11 protein-coding genes are annotated in these 21,682 nt (G+C 41.6%); 2 read left to right on the forward strand and 9 right to left on the reverse strand.

The annotated features are described in order from the left end of the window. Positions 1 to 57 precede the first annotated feature (57 nt). From pbpC to BLS32_RS01995, 4 genes are all read right to left on the reverse strand, one after another. Positions 58 to 2,439 carry a penicillin-binding protein 1C gene (pbpC, locus tag BLS32_RS01980; RefSeq protein WP_091391622.1) on the reverse strand — a complete coding sequence of 794 codons (2,382 nt, stop codon included), beginning with the start codon at positions 2,437 to 2,439 and terminating at the stop codon, positions 58 to 60. A gap of 9 nt (positions 2,440 to 2,448) precedes the next feature. Beyond that, positions 2,449 to 7,947 carry an alpha-2-macroglobulin family protein gene (locus tag BLS32_RS01985; protein ID WP_091391623.1) on the reverse strand — a complete coding sequence of 1,833 codons (5,499 nt, stop codon included), beginning with the start codon at positions 7,945 to 7,947 and terminating at the stop codon, positions 2,449 to 2,451. A gap of 199 nt (positions 7,948 to 8,146) precedes the next feature. Beyond that, positions 8,147 to 8,590, reverse strand: coding sequence for a nucleoside deaminase (locus BLS32_RS01990; RefSeq protein WP_091391624.1), 444 nt, complete (start codon positions 8,588 to 8,590; stop codon positions 8,147 to 8,149). A gap of 3 nt (positions 8,591 to 8,593) precedes the next feature. Then, entirely contained in the window at positions 8,594 to 9,997 is a 1,404-nt protein-coding gene (locus tag BLS32_RS01995) for a T9SS type A sorting domain-containing protein (protein WP_091391625.1), read from the reverse strand. A 54-nt stretch (positions 9,998 to 10,051) separates the two neighbouring features. On the opposite strand from BLS32_RS01995, the gene BLS32_RS02000 reads away from it, so the two are divergent. Together BLS32_RS02000 and BLS32_RS02005 are read left to right on the forward strand one after the other, a co-directional pair. Then, complete coding sequence (locus BLS32_RS02000) at positions 10,052 to 11,821, forward strand: 1-deoxy-D-xylulose-5-phosphate synthase (protein ID WP_091391626.1); 1,770 nt, start codon at positions 10,052 to 10,054, stop codon at positions 11,819 to 11,821. Between the two features lie 36 nt (positions 11,822 to 11,857). Beyond that, complete coding sequence (locus BLS32_RS02005) at positions 11,858 to 12,853, forward strand: DUF3078 domain-containing protein (RefSeq protein ID WP_091391627.1); 996 nt, start codon at positions 11,858 to 11,860, stop codon at positions 12,851 to 12,853. Between the two features lie 215 nt (positions 12,854 to 13,068). Here BLS32_RS02005 and BLS32_RS02010 read toward each other — a convergent pair whose 3' ends face one another. The 5 genes from BLS32_RS02010 to BLS32_RS02030 all read right to left on the reverse strand — a co-directional run bounded on the left by BLS32_RS02010 (position 13,069) and on the right by BLS32_RS02030 (position 21,476). Then, positions 13,069 to 15,768, reverse strand: coding sequence for a T9SS-dependent M36 family metallopeptidase (locus BLS32_RS02010; protein WP_170227504.1), 2,700 nt, complete (start codon positions 15,766 to 15,768; stop codon positions 13,069 to 13,071). Positions 15,769 to 15,841: 73 nt separating this feature from the next. Continuing rightward, on the reverse strand, positions 15,842 to 17,185 hold the full coding sequence (locus tag BLS32_RS02015; RefSeq protein ID WP_091392367.1) for a deoxyguanosinetriphosphate triphosphohydrolase: 1,344 nt from the start codon (positions 17,183 to 17,185) through the stop codon (positions 15,842 to 15,844). An 8-nt stretch (positions 17,186 to 17,193) separates the two neighbouring features. Continuing rightward, the gene (locus BLS32_RS02020) at positions 17,194 to 17,442 is read right to left on the reverse strand and encodes a hypothetical protein (protein WP_091391629.1); all 249 of its coding nucleotides are present in this window, start codon (positions 17,440 to 17,442) and stop codon (positions 17,194 to 17,196) included. A gap of 311 nt (positions 17,443 to 17,753) precedes the next feature. Then, positions 17,754 to 20,198: a ribonucleoside-diphosphate reductase subunit alpha gene (locus tag BLS32_RS02025; RefSeq protein WP_091391630.1), complete on the reverse strand. Its 2,445-nt coding sequence runs from the start codon at positions 20,196 to 20,198 to the stop codon at positions 17,754 to 17,756. Between the two features lie 288 nt (positions 20,199 to 20,486). Beyond that, positions 20,487 to 21,476 (reverse strand): ribonucleotide-diphosphate reductase subunit beta, encoded by a 990-nt coding sequence (locus BLS32_RS02030; protein WP_091391631.1) that lies wholly within the window; start codon positions 21,474 to 21,476, stop codon positions 20,487 to 20,489. Between the last annotated feature and the right edge of the window lie 206 nt (positions 21,477 to 21,682).

The raw sequence follows: 21,682 nt of genomic DNA on the forward strand, positions 1-21,682 counted from the left end.
AACTTAATCTGCTTCAAGAAATTCGCTCATCCGCTAATGAACTCATTCGCCAATTATCTAATCATCTTCCCTAAAAACCTCAATTTTCCTCCGGATCTCATTCCCAAATTCATCCACAACCGTGACATCATGCACCCCAGCCGCAACATCAATCGGCATTTCATGAAAAGTCTTGGTTGTTCCTTTATAAACTTTATCTACATACCAAAACAATTGTGTTTCGCGTTGCGAATGTGCCACTTTCAAAATCACAGGCTGCACTTCGCTGTTAAAATCCTTAGTCAGATAAATTTTAGCATTCGCTTTCGGATAAATAAAATCCATAGTTGCCGTCTGTGTTCCGGCACAATCATCCCGAAACGGTGGCAAAACCTGGTATTCGATATGCTGGCTTTTATAATACCATTCCATCACCGGCGGTAAAACAAACCAGGTTTTTGTCACCATATTTTCTACGTTTTCACAACTGCTGTTGACCCGGAATTTTCCGGACTGATCCAAATGAACGATTTTATGATACGGACAAATCGATGTTGTTTTTCCCTTCAAAGAAATAAACTGTTTGATTTTCGGGCAATTTTCCTGCGCCAGATGGCCGCTTAAAGCGCAGACTTCGACTTCTTCAAGATCGTTTAACGGTGCCGCAAACCAACCGCTTCTCGGCAGTAAATTAAAAACATCAAACAAGATTGGCGCAGCACTCGAAACACCGGTTAATGTTGGCCTGCCCTCGCCCGATGCATTTCCTACCCAAATGCCAACGACATATCGCGAATTCGTTCCGATTGCCCACGCATCGCGATTCCCGAAACTCGTTCCGGTTTTCCATGCAATTTTAAGCGAACTGTCATAAAACTTCCAAGCTTCGTCGCCTTCGGGACGGTTGACTTGTTCCATCGCGTTGTAGGTCAGCCAAATTGAACCCGCGCCCAGAATCGTTTTCTGGTAACTTTCTTTTCCAAAATCGGATTTGAAATCCTCCAGATAATTGAGTTCGGCAAATTCTTTCGTCCGGTATTTTCCTTCATGCGCATTGAAATAATCCACGGTTGATGACAATCCGGCATAAGTCCGGCACAAATCCCACAAATTGCTTTCAGCGCCGCCTAAAATCAGCGACAGGCCATAATGATCCGGGGATTTTGAAATGTCTCTGAGTTTAAATTTCTGCAATTCTTCATAAAATTTATTCACGCCAAAATCTTGCAGCATCAACACTGCGGGAATGTTCAGCGACCGCGACAATGCGCGGTGCGCCGGAACCGCGCCATCAAAAGTCAGATTGAAATTTTGTGGCGTATAACCTGAGATCTGCGTCGGTACATCGGCGACTAAAGTGTTCGGTAATAATTCACCTTCATCGAGCATTGCCGCATACAACAGCGGTTTTAAAATACTTCCCGTACTACGCGGCGCACCAACAATATCAACATCTTTCTGGTGGTTTTCATCGGTTGGCGCATTGCCTACATAACCCATGATGTTGCGGTTTTGAACATCAATTACAACAATTGAAAGGTTGTGTACTTCGTTTTGTTTGTACTGATTGTAGTAATATTTTGCGATTTGGTTCACACGATTTTGCAGAGCGATCTGAACAGTTGTTTTGATGCGTTTGCCTTCGTGGCTTTTCGCAATCCGCTGGAGCAAATGTGGCGCAATCTGAGGAAGATCATAAGGTTTTTGCGGTAGAGGCTCGGCAATTGAAAGTTCATAAGTTTGTTTGTCAATGACATGTTCCTGATGCAGTTTCAACAGCAATCTGTCGCGTTTCAACCGCAATTTCAATTGGTTTTTTCCTGGATAAATCAGGCTCGGCGCATTCGGTAAAACTGCTAAAGTGGCACTTTCCGCCCACGACAATTGATGCGATTGCACGCCAAAATACCGCCACGAAGCCATTTCCAAACCAACGACATTTCCGCCGAAAGGCGCATGTGCAGCATAAAAATCGAGAATTTTATCTTTGGAACATCGCAATTCCAATCGGGTTGCCAGAATCATTTCTACCGCTTTTTCAAAATACGTGCGTTTTTTTCCTTTCCGCGACAAGCGAATGACTTGCTGTGTCAGTGTACTGCCGCCGCGAACGACTTTTCCTGCCGCACTGTTTTGCTTGGCCGCATTGAACATTGCGACTGGATTAAAACCCGGATGTTTGTAAAAATGCTGGTCTTCAAAATACACAATGCATTTGCGGAATTTCTCGGGAATGCTGTCCTGCGCCGGAAACCGCCATTGGCCGTCGCGAGCAATTTTAGCGCCAAGCAGTTCACCTTCGGAACTTTCAATTACAGTAGCATAAGGCTCATCAAACAACGTCCGCGGAAGCGAAAAATAATAAACCAAAAGCAGTAATAAGGCGATGCTGCTCTTGATTTTATTGCTTTTTATCCATTCGAAAATGCGTTTATAACACGTGATTATTTTGGTTTTCACGACTTCGGCTTATTTAACAACGGCGGTCCATTGTCCTTTTGTGCGCGCTAAAAACGTGTGGTCATACATCGCTTCACATTGCAATCCCGGCAAATAATAGTTTCCAAGATAGGATGCATTCAGCAGTACGCGAAACGTTTTCGTTTCATTCGCCTTGAGCGTAAAATAGAAATTGGTACGGTCGTCACGAATGTCGATATAATCGGCTGAATTGTTTGTCGCGTCGCCATAATCGGTAAAACGTGTGTTGACGATTTCATATCCGGACGGTAGAATTTGGGTCAATGCTACGTTTTCCACATTTTCGTTTTTCTGGTTTCGGATCGTGACTTCAGCGACAAATTCGGTTCCCTGTTTCATGTTTGTCACATTTAGAATATTGCCTTTCCGGTCTTTGAAAACGACATTTGCAGACAAATTGCTTTGCATCGGCTGTTCTTTCCCGACAGGTAAAATTCCAGTATTCAATATTCGGACATAAAGCGTATTGTTTTTGTTGTTTTTGATCGAAATCCCGTTTGCTCCGGATTTAATCACCAAATTTCTATCGGCGAAAGCCTTTGAAGTTGTTACATTTTCAGATTTTCCATCTTTAGCATATTGGATATCAATGCCTTTACTTCCATTGAATAAGGCAAATTTAGACATTGCATACAGGCAATACGCTGTCGTTTGCGTGCTCATCCAGTCGTTGCCCGACATTTGTTTCGCCAATTTGATCGCCATTTGAAAAGCCTGCTGCTTTTGCCCCGAAAGAATCAACGTTTCCAATGCCATCGCGCGGTTTCGATCAGATGAACCGTAATAGTAATACGAATACGGACTATTAATTTCATCGATCTGGCTTTTTGCAAGCAATGCCTGCCCGGCCGCTTTTTGCCCTGCCAAAACATAAGCGGCAGACAAACGCAGTTTGCTTTCATTTGAAATGCCGCTGGTTTCACGCAACCGGTTCATTGACGATAAATCCGGGAAACCAGCTAAAGCCAATGTATACAAGCGATACGCCTGTGCCAGATCGTTGCCATATTGTTGGTAAAAACGCCAGGATTTGGCTTCTTTTTGTTGGTATGAAATCCATTTTGATTTGAAATTGATGGGCAAAACATAGCCTTTTTTCTCGGCTTCGATCAAAAAATGCCCGGCATAAGAAGTGCCCCAGTCGTCGGCATTACCGTTACCAGGCCAGTATGAAAATCCGCCATTTGCAAGTTGGAAACCGCCCAGTCTGTTAATTCCGGCAGTCACATTTTTTTGGATATTTTCTTTTCTGAAAGCATCAATATCTGCAATGTCATTTAAAAACAACTGCGGGAAAACCGAAGAAGTCGTTTGCTCGACACAGCCGTGCGGATAAGAAATCAGGTAATCCAATCTTCTGTTCAAATCGATCGTTGGCATAGACGACACTTCGAGTTTGGCTTTGTTGCTTCCTGCGACTCCGAACGTTTGCCATGAAATGGTTTTGCTGCTGTTAGGTTCCAAAATCACATCTTTATAAGCATATGTCACCGGATTTGGATTGGTCATATCGATCTCGACATCATAAGTCGATTTCTGGCTTCCGGAAGTGGCGATAATTTGCACTTTCCCGATTCCTGTCTGGCTGCCGACTTCAAGATTGAAATACGCCATTTTTTCGTCAGGCTGTGTGAATGTGAGGTTTTGCGTCGCAGCGCCAATGACTTTCAGTCCGTTATTGGTCTTGATCTGAACCGACACCTTTTTGATGTTATTTTCCATTGCAAAAACCGTTACCGGAATGGTTACGCGTTCCGACGGAGAGATTTTTCTCGGCAATGAAGCCAGAACCATCAGCGGGCTTTTCACAGGAGTGGCTTTTTCTACACTTCCGTAAGCACTCGAATTCGCATCGGCTGCAACGACCATTGTACGCACCGAACCAACATATTTTGGCAGTTTTAAAGTATGTGTTTTGGATGCGCCTTTTTCGAGTTTGAATGGGCCATAATACAAAACTACAGGCTTGAAGCGGTTGGCTTTTTTGGCTTTTCCGCCACCCAGATCCTGATCGCCTCCAATAGAAAAAATCTGGCTGACTTTTCCGCCATAAGCGCCAATGACATCGTCATAAATATCCCAGGTTTTAACGCCCAAAGCTTCACGTGAATAAAAACTATCCCAGGCATTTGGCGTTTTGAATCGGGTTAAATCGAGCAAACCTTCATCGACAACTGCAATCGTGTAGGTCATGGCTTTTCCGTTTTGTTCATTAACTTTCACGGCAAATGGCTGTTCTGGTTTGAGCACATCGGGCATTGAAATTTTAGGTTGCAGGATCGAATTTTTATCGATGACTTCGATGGGCACAATTCCGTACAAACGAATTGGCGAATCGTTTTTAGAACTCGCGTGCGGCTGCAATAAGGTAATATTGAAATAGATGTTTGGTGCCATGGCGGAAGTAATCGGGATTTCGACTTTGGTTTCTCCTTTTTGAGTTTTTGCCCAAAATGTCTGCACGACTTTCGATCCGTTTTCAACAGAAATCAATGCGCGCCCGCCTTCGCTTGACGGAAAAGAAATTTTGGCTTTTTCGCCGACTGCATAATTCTTTTTATCTGTGGAAAACACCAGCATTGTGGCAGTCGATGCATCTGTATTTCGTGTTTTTCCAGACCAATATGGATAATCGATCAGGACGGTTTGCGCTGTTGCGTGCCCGCCTTCGGTATCAGATACCCGAATTAAATACCTACCCCATTGTTCGTCAGTAACGGCAAATTGAACCGCTGCTTTTCCTGACGCATCGGTGTTTACAACAAATGTTTTAAATGCAACCGTGGCATTTGAAGAATTGTAATTTGTAAAATCATCGGCTTGGCCGTCCCACCACCAGCGCCATTCGGTTTTGTAGACTTTGACTTCGAGGTTTTTGACCGATTTTGGCTTTCCCTTTTCATCGACGGAAACAATGTCGAAACGATTCATTTTTCGAGTTTCGAGCATGCCGTATTTATTGACTTCGGGTGTTTTGATTCCGACATAAGTCGTATAAGGCGAATAAGTCGTCGCCATCACATCGGTACTGAAATCGCCGCCTTCTTCATAGACTTTTGTGATGAAAGCCGCTTTGAGCATTCCGGGCGCTTCTTCATCGAGTTTTGGGTCGATCGGAACGGATGCTTTTCCATTGGCATCGAGTTTTCCAGAGAAAATATTAATTTCTTCTGTGCTGAATTTCCGAACCAAATCGTCAAAAACATAATTCGGATAATTTTTAAATGTGGTGGATTGCTGAGAGAATTTGGCCTGCATGTCGACTTTTAAATCTTTCGCAATCGCACCGTGAAGCCACGTCACTTCAAGGTTTGCCGTGTTCGGGTATTGCGATGACAATACCGCGTTTTTAAAACTATTCTTGATTTTTAAACGGTTCGGCTTGATGGTTTCGATCTTGATGTTTTTGTAGAAACGTGCGCCGCCAACGTTAACCATCGCCTCCCAGTTTCCTGTTGGTGCATCGGAATTTGTTGGAACTACAAATGCATAATGATTTAAATCGGTTGATTTTTTAACGGTTTGATACACGACTTTTCCGTTTGGATCAGACAGGCGAAATTTGATTGGATGTGCTGCCGGCAATTTGTTCGCCGCATCATTCAAAATAAACGATAAATACAGATTATCGCCCGGACGCCACACGCCGCGTTCTCCGTAAATGTAGCCTTTAAGCCCTTTTTGCAGGGTTTCTCCAGACACATCAAAATTGCTGACCGACAGTGAAGTCCCGTCGTCAAGTTTCACATAAGTTGAATTTTTGCCATCGGTTACAATTGCAAAGTAAGCAAATTTATGGAGTTTGAACGCGACGGTTCCGGTGTTGCTGGTTTTGGCTTCGGCGAGTTTTTGCTGTTGGAAACAGTATAACGTCACGGTCGCCGCCGAAACCGGCTCGGTCGTTACGATATTGTTTACTGCAAAGAAATACGATTTATTTTCACCGCGTTTTGCGATCACGCCAAGATCAGATGCCAGAACATTTGTCCCGATCTTCGTGTTGTAATAATACGAATTCGTACACGGATCCTGGCTTTCACGCCACTGGTAATCATCATAATAATAATCTTCATAATAATTGCTGTAATTGACGTCGTTTTCGGCTTCTTCGTCCTGATCGGACGTGTTTTCTTCAGGTTCAGAAACGGCGCATTCGTAAAGCGAATAGGCTTTTTTGAATGAAAATTCGACTCGGTAAATCGCCCCTGGATCGGGAGAAATGATTTTCGAAAGATCGAGTGCAAACGTGTTGTATTTGCTGTAATTCAGCAGTGAATTTTTGTGCAAATTCAGTTTGATCTTTGCAACCGGCTGCGACACGCGCTTGAGGTTCTGTGCACCGTTGAGTTCGTTGTCCTGTAAAAACTGTAGGATATTATTTTTGTAGATTTTATAGACTTTAACGTCAACGGCTTTTAGATTGACCGCTTCAAAATTGAGTTTTAGATTGTTCGAACTTGGCATGATCGTTCCATTTTTGACGAACCGGATGTTGGGTTTGGTTTGTTCGAATGACACTTTCGTAGCGAAATTTTTCTTCATTTTAAAACCTTCATCGCTTTGAATGCCTTCAAAAACTTCCAGCAATAAACTTCCTGATAATGGTTCTGCAAAAAACACTTTGAGTACATTTCCCTGCGTGGCATATTTGAGATTATCGGTTTTCTCAACGGCAACCAAACCTTTGAAATCCTGGTTTTTCTGCAACGGATCGGAGAAATTGATCAGTAAAGTCTGGTTGTTTGCATCGGGAACTTCGACGTTTACGATCTTGAAATTATCTTTTCCAGCAATTGGAAAACTGATTTTTCCTTTTTGCTCCATATTGGCATCATCGCCGTCGTAAGCAATTTCGATTGTTGTGTCTTCGCTGAATCTTTGGATGCTGTCGACAATGAACTTGAATTCGGTTGGCGAACTCAGCGATTTGTCGAATTTGATCTTAAGGTTTTTGTCTTTTTGGGTCGCAGAAACGAGTTTTTGGGCTGTAGCCAAATCCATGTTGTCGGCGGTTTTAAGGATACAATTCAGATATTGGAAATTCTTGTCATACGACTGGATATCGGCAGTGGAAATTTGGAAATCCTGTTTGATGGTTTTAACCGTGAAACGAAAATCGGATAATTTTTCAGGTGTTTTGATCAGTTTGGACAAATGAAACGTGACCTGATATTCGGTATTCTGGTCGAGTTTTTTCTCTGGAATAAACGCTACAGTATTGCTTGAAAGCGCAATGATTTTCCCATCTGCAGAAGGCGAAATATCAAACAGGCCGTTGTCTAAAACCTCATTGGCTTTCCATTCTTTTTTATCGAAAGCAAGCACAACGCGAATGTCTGATTTTGTAGAAACCATTCCGCCCGTAAAACCCGAAATGTATTCTTTGAACAATGAAAAATCTGAATTAAATTCAGCCGCTGTTTTTTTATTGCAGGACTGGAACAGCACGATTGCAAAACATGCGCAAACAAACAATTTTGTTTTCATTGGTATCAAGAATTAATTGGTTACAGAACGGAATTGCGTGTTAATTTAACAGTGCAATAATCCCATAACTATCGATTTGTAATTTATATTGTACTAAATATACAGTATTTTTTTAAATAATTTTTGGAGGAAAAATCGGTTTAAAAGAAGTAGTAGAAAGATTTGAAAACCGGGAAAATTATAACCCGGAATATTGGTTTTATTTCCTTCTTCGAGCGAAGAATCGCAGCATTAATTCGGCTGATTCCTGTGCCATAATTCCGGAAACTACGGTTGTTTTAGGGTGAAGCTTTGTTCCCATTGCCGTAAAGCCGCGCTGTTCATCATGGGCACCAAAAACAATTTTTGAGATCTGGCTCCAGTACAAAGCACCGGCGCACATCTGGCAAGGCTCGAGCGTGACGTAAAGCGTGCAGTCTTTTAAGTATTTCCCTCCCAGGAAATTGGCTGCGGCCGTGATCGATTGCATTTCGGCATGCGCTGTAACATCGTTTAGCAATTCGGTTAAATTGTGGCTTCGGGCAATGACTTTATTTTGGATGACAATGATGGCACCAACGGGAATTTCGCCTTTATCGAAAGCTATCTCTGCTTCCTGAAAGGCTTTTTTCATAAAATATTCGTCGGTGAAAATATTTTCCAAAACTTAGTTTTTAATTATTTTTTTAGTCACGGTGCCTGTTTTAGATTCAATTTGGAGAAAGTAAATGCCTTTTTGGTAATCTGAAAAATCGACTGTTATTCTTTTTCCCGCTTTATGCGAAATATTTTGAATTTGTTTTCCGCTAAGGTCAGTTACAATGATGTTTCGATCTTCAAAATTATCAAAATCGACATGAATGTTATTTACGACAGGATTTGGATAAATTGCAGCGCCACTTGAAAATGCTTTTGTATCGAGAAATCCATTGTTGTTTAAACGTGCCACCCGATTTTTTTCTTCACCGCCCGCGTGCTCAAACCAACCGCCTGCCAAGATCTTACCGTCATTTTGAAAAGAAGCGGTGTTGATCATGTTGTCAATATCAGAATCAAAACTTGTGTCGATAGATCCGTCCTGATTTAAGCGCATGATGTATTTATTTGCTACAGACAGACCCGTTGAGGAGCCGGCAGCAATGATTTTCCCGTCAGGCTGTAACAATAAAGACGACGCCACAAGTCCATAATCTGGGCTTCGTGAAAATGTGTTGTCGAGCGTCCCATCGGGATTAATTCTCGCCAATAGTAATTTATCAACATTATTGAATGTAGAAAACCTTCCGGAAATGATGTATTTTCCATCGGGCTGTACCGCTATTGAATTGATCGATCCATTGGAACCGGTTGTAGGATTAAATGTCGTGTCTAGCGTCCCGTCTGGATTTAAACGTGCGATTCCACCAACTGGAACACCATTGTATGTTGTGAAATTTCCTACAATCAGGATTTTCCCATTATCTAAAACCCGATGCGCTATGATGGCAATATTATATCCTGCATTTGAATATAAGGAACTAAAAGTCGTATCTACTGAACCATCGGCATTAAGCCTGATAATGTTGCCGCATGGAATACCATTAAACCCTGGAAATGATCCTGTAATGATGTATTTGTCGTTTTGTTTTGATATCTGTTCCACATCGATCACACCGTTTCCGCTTGGCCCCGTTCCGGTGTTAAATGAAGTGTCTGGCATTCCGTCCTGATTGAGCCTGATGATTCCCGGACTTGAAAAACCATTAAACACGCCGAATTGCCCTACTATTAAAAGTTTTCCTTCATCTTCCAAAGCATCAAGCAATAGTGAATAATCAAACAACTCCGGTGGCGATGTAAATGTTTGATCGATGCTTCCATCTGCATTTAGACGCACCAGGCTTCTTTTTCCTGTTCCGTTAAAATCCATAAATTGCCCGCCAACAATGATTTTGCCATCGCTGAGTTGTTTCGTAATGTAGACATTTTCGTCGGCGCCTGAGCCTACATTAAAAGTGGGATCAATTGTGCCGTCTTGAGAAAAGGCCAAAACAGAATAAAAAAAAGTGATAAAGAGTAAAATTTTTTTCATGACACGATTGTTTTGATCGTACAAAAATAGCCATTCAATTTGTACATTTGTTACATGCCTGAAAATTTGCTTTCACATATTCAAAATCCCGATGATTTACGCCAGCTTGACGAATCCCAATTGCCGCAGTTGGCGAAGGAATTACGCGATTTCATTATCGATGTAGTTTCGGTGAAAGAAGGCCATCTTGGCGCAAGTTTGGGTGTTGTTGAATTGACCATTGCGCTTCATTATGTATTTGACACGCCAAACGATTTGTTGGTTTGGGATGTTGGCCATCAGGCATACGGACATAAAATCCTGACCGGAAGAAAAGATATTTTCCATACCAATCGCCAACTCGGCGGAATTTCCGGTTTTCCGAAAAGAAGCGAAAGCGACTATGATACTTTTGGTGTCGGGCATTCTTCAACTGCGATTTCTGCTGCTTTGGGAATGGCGATTGCGTCGCGTTTAAACGGCGATTTTGATAAAAACCACATTGCGGTTGTGGGCGATGCTTCGATTGCTTCCGGAATGGCATTTGAAGGCTTGAACCATGCCGGGGTTACCGATGCGAATCTGCTGGTAATTTTAAACGACAATGCGATTGGGATCGATCCGAGTGTGGGCGCATTGAAAAATTACCTGACCGCTGTTAAAGAAGGCAAAAATCCGCGACAGAACAACATAATCAAATCCTTGAATTTTGATTATTCGGGGCCGATTGACGGACATGATATTTTTGCGGTGATCAAAGAACTAAAGCGGCTCAAAAATAAAAAAGGCCCGAAATTCCTGCATCTCATCACGACAAAAGGAAAAGGTTTAAAACAAGCCGAACACGATCAGGTAAAGTACCATGCGCCTGGAAAATTCGACAAGTTAACCGGTGACATTATATTCAAATCGGAAGAAAATTTGCCTCCGAAATTTCAGGATGTTTTTGGTTTGACATTGCTCGACCTGGCCCGAAAAAATGAAAAGATCATCGGGATTACACCCGCGATGCCTACGGGAAGTTCGTTAAAATTTATGATGGACGAATTTCCGCAGCGTGCCTTTGACGTTGGCATTGCTGAACAGCACGCGGTGACTTTAGCAGCAGGAATGGCAACCCAGGGCATGATCGTGTATTGCAATATTTATTCGACATTTCTGCAACGCGCTTACGATCAGTTGATCCACGATGTGGCTTTGCAGGATCTTCCGGTGATTTTTTGCCTGGATCGTGCGGGATTGGTTGGTGAAGATGGCGCGACGCACCACGGCGTTTTCGATCTGGCGTATTTGCGCTGCATCCCGAATATGATCGTGTATTCGCCTATGGATGAAATCGCGCTCCGCAACATTTTATATTCGGCTCAATTGGGACTCGAACATCCGATTGCCATCCGTTATCCCCGCGGCCGCGGAACGGTAGAACATTGGCAGCAGCCTTATGAAAAATTAGAAATCGGGAAAGCTTTTTTGTTGAAATCAGGAACAAAAGCAGCCGTTTTATCGAATGGCCCGATTGGCAATCATGTGGCTCTGGCGCTTCAGAACATTGGAAATCCGGAAACCATTGCGCATTATGATTTTGCTTTCGTAAAACCGCTTGACGAACAATTGCTGCACCTCATTTTTACTTCTTTTGAAACAGTCATTACCGTTGAAGACGGCGTTCTTAAAGGCGGATTTGGAAGTGCGATCGCCGAATTTTCTGCACTGCACCAGTATGCAACCCACATTAAATCACTCGGGATTCCCGATGAATTTATAGAACATGGAACGGTGGATGAATTACAACGATATAGTAATTTAGACGTTAAAAGTTTGGAAATCCTTTTCCAGGCTTATTGAAATTGCCCATTTTTGCACTTTTAAAACAAGTCGGAAATGAAAACATCTTTTTTATATTCAATTTTCTTTTTTTGTATGTCGGCGGGTATGTCTGCACAAACGGTTGACACTTTGATTGTTGCACGGGACACTTTGAAAGTCATTGTTCAGGACACGCTCAAAACTGCTCCGGTTGCCGTATCGCATTGGGAAAAGAAAAACATTGTGGGTTTTGATTTGAATGAAATTGCTTTTGTGAATTGGAGCGCGGGTGGAATCAGCTCGGTTTCAGGGTTACTCAAAGGGAGTTTTATCCGAAGATATGTAAGCGATAATGTAAAATGGGGCAATGAACTCATCGTTCGCTATGGCGTAAACAAGCAGGACGGCATTGAATTCAGGAAAACCGACGATGCATTTCAATTTGTATCCACTTTTGGCTATCGGAAGGACACGCTTTCGAATTGGTACCATTCCGCAAAATTTAATTTCAATACCCAATTTACCAGTGGTTATTCGTATCCGAACATTGACGAATCGGTTTCGGGACCGTTTGCGCCAGCTTATACTTTTCTTGGTGTTGGGGCCGAATATGCCAATAAAGAAAAAAAGATCAATGTTTACATTTCGCCATTGACTTTAAAAAACACATTGGTACTCAATCAGCGGTTGGCCGATCAGGGTGCGTTTGGTGTAAAAAAAGCCATTTATGACGGCGACGGCAATTTGGTCAAAGAAGGCGAACGGTCGAAAACGGAACTTGGTATTTTGGTGACTACGGCTTATAAAACCGAGATCCTGAAGAACATCAATCTTGAAAACCGTTTGAGCCTGTATTCTGATTACATCAATAAATTTGGGAATATCGATGTGGATTGGCAGCTGCAACTGGATTTGGTCGTAAACAAATATGTCAGGGCGAATATCGGCAGCCATTTGATTTATGACGACGATATTAAGGCTACAGAAGATGTCGACGGCGTTCAGGTTTTGGTTGGCCCAAAAATACAGCTGAAACAAATGCTTGGAATTGGAATCGAATACAGTTTTTAAAACCAAAGTATTTTCCTAAAATGTGTATCTTAAATTTCAAGCGACTCGAATAATAAACGGCAAAATTAGCCATGAATTACACGAATTCCCACAAATTGTTTCGTGTTGATTTGTATAATTCGTACCAAAAAAACCTTTATACAATTATTTAGGATAACATTAAAAACAAAAAACCCGGAGCGCAAACTCCGGGTTTTTTTATGATTTGAAAAATATTATTTAAGAATAATTTTCTCTGTGTAATTGAAATCTGCAGTATTTACTTTCAATACGTAAATTCCTTTTTGAAGGCTGCTTAAGTTGATTGATTTTTCAACGCTGAAGTGGTCTTCATTTTGGCTGAAAACGATTCTTCCGTTGATGTCTACAACCTGTAGGTTCACTTTTCCAACGTACTGGCTTACGCGAACATTAACAATTCCTGTTGCAGGGTTTGGATACACTCTGAGTGTATTTTCTTTTGTGAAATTTGAAGTTGCAAGTAAAGGGAATGGTGTAAAATCTTCGGTTTGATCGTTACAATCATTTGCGCTTCCTGAGCTGGCGTTAAGCCCCATTCCTCTTCTTCTGAATACTTCTGCGATCAAGTTGTGGTCTACACCGCCTGTAGCCATGTCTGCAGCAAACAAGTTGTCTCTCGCGCTGATGATCGAAGCAGTATTACATGCCTGAAGTTTCAAAGCATCCAATACAAGTTGCATTACTTTGTTGTTTCCACCGGTTCCAGTGTAAATGTTGGCATCAAAACCATATCTGTTGATGTAAGCCCACGATAGATCCCATAATACACTTGTCCATGTTTCACCAACCACGTATCTGTAACCTGTATCTGCAGGATCAGTTGGAATTGGAGAGTTTGAATTCACCAATGTTCTTGGGTTAATCGTCATGTCTGTAGAATATGGATATTCCCTGATACCTGCACCATCGTTAGGCTCGTTATAAACATAAGTACCAACGGTTACCGGATTTGTACCTACGTCTGTAGATTTAATCTGCATCATCAATCCAAACCAGTCAGACCAGCCCTCACCCATTTGCTCGTAATTGGTCATACAAGAACTATTTGTGATAGGCCCGATTAATTTGGTAGAAATACCATGTCCATATTCGTGAGAAATGATTGTATTGTCAAAGTCACCATCAGCATACAAATATAAATCTGCAGGAGCTTCTAATTTTAAGTTTACAGTACCTAAAGCCAATTGGTCAACAAATTGCTGTCCTATTTCAGCAGTAACAAAAACTGCAGGAATTGTAATTCCCAAAAGCCCTTCAGAACTCATTGAAAGCCTTTGTGGGTTAGCTACAACCGTATCATAAACAATTACTGCCAATGCGCCTGCATCCTGAGCATTTTTAACTTTATTAGAAAAGTTACAGTTTCCTCTCCTGATCAAAGCAATTTTACCTGCTATGTCAAGGCTGTTTGTAGGCACTACACATGCATTGTGTGCGCTGACAGGATTTGAATTTGGGTTTGGTGCATTTGTGTATAGAACCAAATCAGACGTAATTCCGTTTGGTGCTGTTGGCACAGGAATACGATCTGTAGTATCAAAAACATTAGTAGTTGCTGCATAAGCACCTGCAATTGCCGCAGGAGAATTTACAGTAATGAAATTTGTCGGAGGTGCTCCTGCATTCCATAAAAACATCTGTACTCTTGGTCTTCCACCGTCGTTTGGCGTAGAAAAGTTAGCGTTGTTTAATGTTGGTGTCGTTTGTGAATAACCATCTTGTGCATCTCCAAAAACAGCATCACCGGTTGCAGATACCGTTCCGCCTTTACCGTAATTGTTTTGTTGGAAATTTCCACTCGCTTCGTTAAATCCATATTGATACCAAACATCGTGCATGATATTGACCATGTAAAATAAGTTTGTTACCGATGCTGATGTATAAGCGGTTGGTTGTTGCCATGGCCCCAGAAAAGGGAAATCAAAGTTTAAATCTGCACCACCGTCAGCCCTGATCCCATTTCCATTGTTCCCGTCTGCATCTTCTTGCGCAAGGACATTGTTACCTCTTGTGTAAGTAAATCTAAGTGCAGCACTTGTTCCGCCTATTGTAGAGTTTGTATCGTGCCATCCGTTTGGAGAAGCCACTGTATTGGCAGGGCTTGAAATCAACTGAAACGGACTGTGGCTTGGGCTTGTATAGTTATAAGGAATAACTTTATATGAACCTGCCTGAGCTTCAACTACTGATGAAGTCGTATTGTTGAAAGCATTTTTCGTAAAACTAAAATCACCTGAATGATCGTGGTTATGGGCACCACCATGTCTTAGCTCACCGAAACTACAACGAACAGTCAAGTCGTTTTTTTCAAGAATGTTCCCATTAAGTGCATCAATTCTCAAATCCCACAATTCACTTGAACCAGGAGCATAGAATTGCAATGCCCAAGCCAACATTAAATTATTGTCTTTTGTAATTTGGTATACTAATTTCGCGGTGATCAGATCTTCCTGAAGCCCGTCATTCAACATCATTGATTTTGCATTTGTCGTTTCAGAAACAGAGAAAACCGGCAAGCCAACGATTCCTACTTTTGCATAAGCGCTTTTAGCTGCATCAATTGCAGTGAGTCTTGGAGTGACAGAATTTGCTTTGCCTGCAATGTTGCTTTTAAAGTTGTTAACAACATTCGTGACGTTTCCATCTTTAACCCATACGTTAGATATAGCGTTAAAAATTTCGATCCCCTGATACCTTTGCGCTACGTGAACACTGGTAATTTTTGTTGTTTCAGAATAGTTCTCACCGGCAATTGCCCAGTCAGAAACATCTTGCTTTAACAATCCCATTTTAGCATAATTGCTATTGAAATAGGCTTGGATTTTCTGGGCCTTATCCTGGGAAAAACCCGTCAAAGACACCAGAAAAACGATCAATAGTGTAATTTTTTTCATAATTTTAGATTTTTGATGCACAAACATAATGATTTTTTAAATTAAATTGTATGCCGCATTCAATATTAACGCACTAATCTTTATAACCCAAGATGTTCCGATAGTAAATGAGTGCGTTCCCATCGGTTAAAAGCGAGATAAAATGCGAGATGTGCAGCAGCCTTTCATACAGGTTTTCTTTTTCAAGATGGTGCCTTTCGGGTAGGATTTTCATCAGCAGATTGTCATAATTGGTGGCGTTTCCGTCAAATTTATTGTTGTAAGCCGTAATGAATTTATCGAGCAAAGTGTTGATAATCTGATATCCGGTCAATTCCTTTTCAATCACTTCGCGGCTCTGGTAAATGTTTTTGACACTTAATTTAATGATGTCATCCATTTGCGCTTTGTATTTGCTTTTGTCCATTAAAGCGTATGGAAATTTACCCCGCAAAATCAATTCCTCATTTTCTGCAAACACTTTTACGGCGTCCTGAATCAGGCTCCCGATCGCAAGCGCACGCAAATAACTGATGCGGTCTTCTTTGGTTTGCAACGATTTGTATTTGTTCGTATCGATGCTGTCTTTAACGAGTTTGATCAGGTATTCCAAAGCATAATCTTCTGAAACCAAACCTAAATTAATGCCGTCTTCAAAGTCAATGATCGTATAACAAATATCATCCGCAGCTTCAACCAAATAAGCCAATGGATGCCGTTCAAAACCGATGTCATTTCCGGATTTATTTGGGATCAACCCCAACTCTGCAGCGACTTCCTCAAAGAATTTTTTATCGTTTTGGAAGAAACCGTATTTTTTATCTGCAATATTCGATGTTGGTTTTTTAGGCAGACTTTCTTTCGGGTATTTCATAAAAGCGCCTAATGTGGCATACGAAATCCGGAGTCCGCCTTCATTTCCAGGACGCGAACTCGTCAACACCGAAAATCCATTCGCATTGCCTTCAAAATCAACCAGATCCTGCCATTGTTTTTCCGTTAACTGTGATTTGTATTTTTGGCCGTTGCCAATTTTAAAATATTCACCGATGGCTTTTTCACCCGAATGCCCGAACGGCGGATTTCCAATGTCGTGCGCCAAGGAAGCGGCAGCGACAATCGCCCCGAAATCATTCATGTGAAAACCGTGGATTTCTTTTAAATGCGGGTATTTTTCGAGTATTTGTTTTCCGGCAAGTCTTCCTAATGACCGTCCAACGACTGAAACTTCAAGGCTGTGCGTCAAGCGCGTATGCACAAAATCGGTCTTCGAAAGCGGAATGACCTGCGTTTTGTCCTGCAAACTGCGAAACGCCGATGAAAATATGATCCGGTCATAATCGACTTCAAAACCCAAACGCGTATCAAGTTCTTCTTTTCGAAGCCTTTTGCCTTTATCGCCTTGTTTCCTAAGCGATAACAGTTGTTCCCATTGCATCATGTGATTTACGATTTGTATTTGTCGTCCGGATTTTCCTTCGCGTTCGCCAGAAAGAAATTACGTGATTTTTGCGGATACCAGCCAGCGCTCGCATCGCTTGGATTGGCAATGATGGTTTTGATGTTGATCTCGTCGCCGACCTTAAATTTGTTCTGCTCTGTGTATTTATAATCCAATAAATATTCGCCGCAGAAGTAATTGCCGTGTTCGTCTTTTTCTATGATTCCGGTGTAAACGCCTTTTTGTTTGGTCATGGTTTTGGATATTTGATTTACGGTGTGTAAATGTACGGTTGATTGAATTAAAATAATTTGATGAAACGCGGATTTTGAATGATGAACGCAGATTCACGCAGATTTTATTTCGTTGGAAAGACGAAACATTCAGTGATGCAATTCATGACCCGAAGCGGTAACCCTAGCCCTGATTGCAACGGAAATCCTGCTGGCGTAACGCAGTGCAGACAGCAGATTGCAGTGAAAAGCAGGAAATAGCTCCTAAAAAATAAACAGCCATCAATAAAGACGGCTGTTCAAATATATATAAATATTGTAAAATCTGATTATTAAGATCCGCACATTTCGCAATCGTCTGGTTCTGCACTTCTCGATCTTTCGATCATGGCGCGAAATTCGTCTGCTGCGATGGGCTGGATTTCTGAAGCTGACGAAGTTACTTGTGGTGCCGGAGCCGGAGCTGCCATTGCCATTTCTGCTTCTACTGCTACAGGCTCTTCTTTTTTATCGTTGTTTAATGTGAATTTGATTGCATCAACCGCTGATTTCGTTCTTAAATAATACATTCCGGTTTTTAAACCTGATTGCCAGGCGTAGAAATGCATCGAAGTTAATTTCGCGAAATTCGCGTTTTCCATGAACAAGTTTAACGATTGCGATTGGTCAATGAAATACCCGCGCTGGCGTGACATATCGAGAATATCTTTCATTGACATTTCCCAAACCGTTTTGTACAATTCTTTGATATCGGCCGGAATCGCGTCGATGTTTTGCACCGATCCGTTGTGGCGCATGATTTCCTGTTTCAGATTGTCGTTCCAGATGCCGAGATTTACCAAGTCTTCCAATAAATGTTTGTTTACAACGATAAATTCTCCTGAAAGTGTTCTTCTCGTGTAAATATTAGATGTGTAAGGCTCAAAAGCTTCGTTGTTTCCAAGGATTTGTGATGTTGAAGCGGTTGGCATTGGCGCTACTAAAAGTGAATTTCTCACACCGTGTTTCAATACTTCTTTTCTCAAACTTTCCCAATCCCAACGTCCTGACAAATCAGCGTCTTTTAATCCCCAAAGGTTGAATTGGAATTCCCCTTGTGAAATTGGCGAACCTTCATAAGACGAATACGGCCCTTCGATTTTGGCCGATTCCATAGAAGAAGTTACCGCTGCGAAATACAAGGTTTCGAAAATTTCCTGGTTCAATTGTTTGGCTTCGTCACTCGTAAATGGCATTCTGAGCATGATAAATGCATCGGCCAAACCTTGTACGCCCAATCCAACCGGACGGTGGCGTTTGTTTGAGTTTTCAGCTTCGATGACCGGATAGTAATTCCTGTCGATGACTTTATTTAAGTTCAAAGTCACGCGTTTGGTGACATCGTATAATTTCTGATGGTCGAATTTGCCGTTTTCGATGAACATTGGCAACGAGATCGAAGCCAAATTACAAACCGCAACTTCATCAGGCGAAGTAAATTCGATGATTTCGGTACACAAATTTGAAGAACGAATCGTTCCTAAATTTTTCTGGTTTGATTTTCTGTTCGCTGCATCTTTGTACAACATATATGGCAAACCGGTTTCCACTTGTGATTCTAAGATTTTCTCCCAGATTTCACGCGCTTTGATCGTTTTTCTGCCTTTTCCTTCGGCTTCGTATCTTAAATATAAAGCATCAAACTCTTCGCTGTGGCAATCGCTGAGTCCCGGACATTCGTTCGGACACATCAATGTCCAGGTTGAATCTTCCTGCACACGTTTCATGAATAAATCCGGAATCCACATGCCTAAGAACAAGTCACGCGTACGCATTTCTTCTTTTCCGTGGTTTTTTCTAAGATCTAAAAAGTCGAAAATATCGGCATGCCAGGGTTCGATGTAAATCGCAAAACTTCCTTTTCTTTTTCCGCCGCCTTGGTCTACGTAACGTGCCGTCATATCGTATACACGAAGCATCGGTACGATTCCGTTTGAGGTTCCGTTGGTTCCTGAAATGTAAGAACCAGTCGCGCGAACGTTGTGGATTGCAAGTCCGATTCCGCCTGCAGATTGCGAGATTTTAGCGGTTTGTTTCAACGTATCGTAAATTCCGTCGATGCTGTCGTCTTTCATCGTCAATAAGAAACAAGAAGACATTTGGGGTTTCGGCGTTCCAGAGTTGAACAAGGTTGGCGTTGCATGCGTAAAGAATTTCTTCGACATCAAGTCGTAGGTTTCAATTACCGACTCCAGGTCATTTAAGTGAATTCCGACCGCGACACGCATCAGCATGTGCTGCGGACGTTCGACAATTTTCCCATTAATTTTGAGCAAATAGGAACGCTCTAAAGTTTTAAATCCGAAATAATCGTAGTTGAAATCCCTTGTATAAATGACGTGAGAATCCAGGAATTCCGAATGCTCCATGATCGTTGCGTGCACTTCATCAGACAACAAAGGCGCAGCGGTATTCGTTCTTGGATTGATATAATGGTACATGTCGTTCATCGTTTCCGAGAAAGACTTTTTGGTATTTGAATGCAAATTGGAAATTGCGATCCTTGCCGCCAATTGGGCATAATCAGGATGCGTAATGGTCATTGCCGCTGCGGTTTCGGCCGCCAGGTTGTCGAGTTCCGATGTCGAAACGCCGTCATACAATCCTTCGATCACGCGCATCGCGACTTTTACCGGATCTACATGGTAATTTAGCCCGTAACATAGTTTTTTAATCCTTTCGGTAATTTTGTCAAACATCACCGGTTCTTTTTTGCCGTCTCTTTTTACTACATACATAAGCTGTGGTTTTTTAATGAACCCAGGAAATCCCTTCCCTGAACTCGGGTTATTTGTATAATTGTTGTTTTTGTTTCTTAGAAGCTATTCCGGCTATCCGTTGCAATCTTTTTTTCGGTGAAAAACCTCAAAAAAGGATTTCCACTGCTATCCGGGCTATTTTCGAACCATTAAGAAATTAAGAAACATTAACCTTAATGAGCCTTAATCCCTTAATGGTAAATTTTTAAATTTCACTTATCAAGAACAAACTTTGCTACTCTGATACTTTGAAACTTTGCGACTTCCTTAAAAATCCGCGTCAAAAGTAATTTTCTGCGAATCGGCGTCACCGGTCGACCCGCTGTTCATCACACCGGCTTTCTGGTATTCCGATACGCGTTTTTCAAAGAAATTGGTTTTCCCCTGAAGCGAGATCATATCCATAAAATCAAACGGATTCGCTGAATTGTACACGCGTTCGCAGCCCAATTCTACCAATAAACGATCGGTTACGAATTCTAAATACTGCGCCATTAAAGTCGCATTCATCCCAATTAAACTTGCAGGAAGCGACTCGGTAATAAATTCGCGTTCGATCTCTAAAGCCTGCATCAAAATCTCTTTAATTCTCGCTTTAGGCACTTTATTGATCAAATGGTGGTTGTGCAAATGCACTGCGAAATCGCAATGTACGCCTTCGTCACGCGAAATCAGTTCGTTTGAAAACGTCAATCCTGGCATCAATCCGCGTTTTTTGAGCCAGAAAATCGAACAGAATGCGCCCGAAAAGAAAATGCCTTCCACGGCAGCAAACGCAATCAGCCTTTCGGCAAAAGAATCAGAATCGATCCATTTCAATGCCCAGTCCGCTTTCTTTTTAATCGCCGGAAACACTTCAAGCGCGCGGAACAACTGGTCTTTTTCCACTTCGTCTTTCACATACGTATCAATCAAAAGCGAATAGGTTTCGCTGTGGATGTTTTCCATCATGATCTGGAAACCATAGAAAAATTTCGCTTCGGCATATTGCACTTCGTTTACGAAATTCTCAGCGAGGTTTTCGTTCACAATTCCGTCCGAAGCAGCAAAAAAGGCAAGAATGTGTTTGATGAAGTATTTTTCATCCGAATTCAGTTTGTTATTCCAGTCGTTTAAATCCTGATGCAAATCAATTTCTTCGGCAGTCCAGAAACTCGCCTCCATTTTTTTATACCAATCCCAAATGTCGTGGTGCTTGATAGGAAAAATAACGAAACGGTTTTTGTTTTCTTGTAATATAGGTTCAATTTGCGACATAATAAGAGGAAGTTTTTCGGAAATTTTAACAAAATATTTTGTTTTGATTCCGATTACAAAGTTAGAATTTGAAACGGCAAATGAAAGCCAAAGTTATTGACAATTGCACATAGTTTTTAACAAGTCAAAAATCGGATTGGCAAATTTTAATCAAACGTAAAATATTGGAAATAAGTATTTTAAAAAACAGGTTTTTGCTAAAGTGC

The sequence above is a fragment of the Flavobacterium noncentrifugens genome, from assembly GCF_900100375.1.
In the GTDB taxonomy this organism is placed as follows: domain Bacteria; phylum Bacteroidota; class Bacteroidia; order Flavobacteriales; family Flavobacteriaceae; genus Flavobacterium; species Flavobacterium noncentrifugens.